This is a genomic window from Acidocella sp. MX-AZ02, from assembly GCF_000306035.1.
Lineage (GTDB): Bacteria > Pseudomonadota > Alphaproteobacteria > Acetobacterales > Acetobacteraceae > Acidocella > Acidocella facilis.
Genome location: NZ_JH976207.1, coordinates 1,569,281 through 1,571,917 on the forward strand (window position 1 = coordinate 1,569,281; position 2,637 = coordinate 1,571,917).

Here is a 2,637-nt window from a genome sequence, read left to right on the forward strand (position 1 = left end):
TGATCCCCTTCGATGCCGACATGCAGGACCCGCCGGAGCTGATCCCCGAAATGCTCGCCGCCTGGCGGGCCGGCGCCGAGGTGGTGCTGGCCAGGCGCGTCGACCGCTCGACCGACAGCGCGATGAAGCGCCAGACCGCCTTGGCCTTCTACAAGCTCCACAACGCCCTCTCCCACACCAAAATCCCCGAGAATGTCGGGGATTTCCGGCTGATGGACCGCGTCGTCGTCGAGGCGCTGAAAACCCTGCCCGAGCGCCAGCGTTTCATGAAAGGGCTGTTCGCCTGGGTCGGGTTTCGCACCGTCACCATCGACTATGTCCGCCGCCCCCGCAGCGCCGGGCAGAGCAAATTCTCCGGCTTCAAATTATGGAATTTCGCGCTGGAGGGCTTCACCAGCTTCTCCACCGCGCCGTTGAAAATCTGGACCTATCTCGGCATCGCCGGGGCGCTGCTGGCGCTGCTCTATGGGGTGCTGATCCTGCTGCGCACGCTGCTGCTGGGCAATCCGGTGCCGGGCTATGCCTCGCTCTTCGTGGCAATCACCTTCTTTGGCTCGGTACAGCTGATCTCGATCGGCCTGCTCGGCGAATATATCGGCCGCATCTATATGGAGGCCAAGCAACGCCCGACCTACATCATCCGCAAACGCCACGGGGATTGATCAGACGCTCTCCCCCAGCCGCAGCGCGCAGCCTTCGGCGACCGCCAGGCTCTCGATCTGGATGGTGACATGGCCGATGCCAAAGCGCGCCTTCGCCTCCTGGGCGATGCGCGCCAGCAGCGCCTCCTCATTGCCACCCTCCTCGCGCACCAGATGCGCGGTCAGCGCCACATCCGTCGTGCTCAGCCCCCAGATATGCAAATCGTGCAGCGCCGCGATATCGGGTAGGCCGCGCAGATAAGCCTCCACCGCATGGTGATCGACGGAGGCGGGCACGGCATCGAGCGAGAGATTCACCGAATCGCGCAGCAGCGACCAGGTGGCGATGACGATGACAGCGCTGACCGCGAGGCTGACCACCGGGTCCACCCAGGCCCAGCCGGTGAACAGAATCACCACACCCGCCGCCACCGTGCCCGCCGCCACCAGCGCGTCGCCCAGCATATGCAGGAAGGCGCCGCGGACATTGAGATCCCCCTTGCGCCCGGCCATGAACAGCAAGGCGGTGCCGCCATTGATGAGAATCCCCAACGCCGCGACGATGATGATCACCATCCCGGCCGGCTGCTGCGGGGCGAACAGCCGCAGCACCGCCTCCCAGGCGATGGCGCCGGTGACCACGAGCAGCAGCACAGCATTGCCCAGCGCGGTGAGGATGGAAGAGCGGCGCAGCCCGTACGTATAGCGCGCCGAGGGCTGGCGCTTCGCCAGCCAGGTCGCCGCCCAGGCCCCGGCCAGCCCCAGCACGTCCGAAAGATTATGCCCGGCATCGGCGAGCAGCGCCATCGAATGGCCGGCGACACCATAGACCGCCTCGCCGATCACATAAGCCAGATTCAGGGCGAGGCCGATGGCGAAGGCGCGGCCGAAATCAGCCGGGGCGTGGCTGTGCCCGGCATGGCCATGGCCCGCATGGTTGTGGCCGGCATGGTCGTGGCCGTGCTCATGCATATGGTCGTGATCGTCATGGTCATGCATCACGCGCGCTCCGCTAAAGATTTCTTCTGATCTAACGCAAAGCCTTTCCCACCGGAACCGGCCTCACCCCAGCCCGGCAAGGCACGCCCCCAGCCGTAACGCCGCCGCACGCAAATCCTCCGGCTCAAACCCGGCAAAGCCCAGCAGCAGCCCCTGCTCCGGGGGCGCCTCGTGGAAATATGGGGAGAGCGAGACCACCGCCAGCCCGGCCTCGCGCGCCGCCGCCTCCACCGCCCGGTCCGACAGCCCAGCCAGACGCGGCCCGAAGCGGACGATGAAATGCATGCCCGAAGGCTCGATCGCCGGCACCAGCCAATCCGGCACCAAAGGCGCCAGCGCCTCGCGCAACGCGCTCTGGCGCTGGGCGTAGAGCCGGCGCATGCGGCGCAGATGGGTGGCGAATTCGCCGCTTTGCATGAAGCGCGCCAAGGCTGGCTGCGGCACCAGCGAGGCCTGGGTGCCGGCCCGGCCGATGACCTCATGCAGCCGCGTCAGAAACGGCGCGGGCACCAGCATGTAGCCGAGCCGGATGCCCGGCGAGAGCAGTTTGGAAAAACTGCCGATATAGAGCGTGCGCGCGCCGCGATCGAGGCTGGCCAAGGCCGGCAGCGGCTGGCCGGTGAAGCGGAATTCGCTGTCATAATCATCCTCGATCACCAGCGCCCCGGCGCGCTGCGCCCAGTCCAGCAGCGCCAGCCGCCGTGCCGCGGGCAGCGTCATCCCCAGCGGATATTGCCGCGAGGGTGTCACCACCACCCCGGCCGCATCCGGGCGCAGCAAAGCCGGGTTCAGCCCTTGCGCATCCACAGCCACGGCCACGCAACGCAGCCCCGCCGCCGCCAGCCGGGCGCGCACCGGGGCGTGGCCGGGTTCCTCCACATGCACGATGCTACCCGGCGCCAGCAGCCGCCCGGCCAGCCCCAGCGCCTCGGTGGCGCCGGAGGTGACGATGATCTGCCCGGCCGAACAGAAAATGCCGCGCCAGGCGCCGAGATGC

The 2,637-nt window shown here is 67.8% G+C and carries 3 protein-coding genes; 1 reads left to right on the forward strand and 2 read right to left on the reverse strand.

Annotated features, from left to right (window positions below; genetic code table 11):
- On the forward strand, window positions 1-662 hold a 662-nt coding region (locus tag MXAZACID_RS07760), incomplete at its 5' end, for a glycosyltransferase (RefSeq protein WP_008493680.1).
- Here the strand turns inward: MXAZACID_RS07760 and MXAZACID_RS07765 are convergent.
- Window positions 663-1,640 carry a cation diffusion facilitator family transporter gene (locus MXAZACID_RS07765; protein WP_008493681.1) on the reverse strand — a complete coding sequence of 326 codons (978 nt, stop codon included), beginning with the start codon at window positions 1,638-1,640 and terminating at the stop codon, window positions 663-665.
- 63 nt (window positions 1,641-1,703) lie between these two features.
- Window positions 1,704-2,637, reverse strand: a 934-nt coding sequence (locus MXAZACID_RS07770; protein ID WP_008493682.1) for a PLP-dependent aminotransferase family protein, incomplete at its 5' end; no start/stop codon positions are given.

Excerpts from the sequence above, each read along its gene's own strand:
- MXAZACID_RS07765 (WP_008493681.1), bottom strand. The coding sequence starts at position 1,640 with ATGCATGACCATGACGATCACGACCATATGCATGAGCACGGCCACGAC.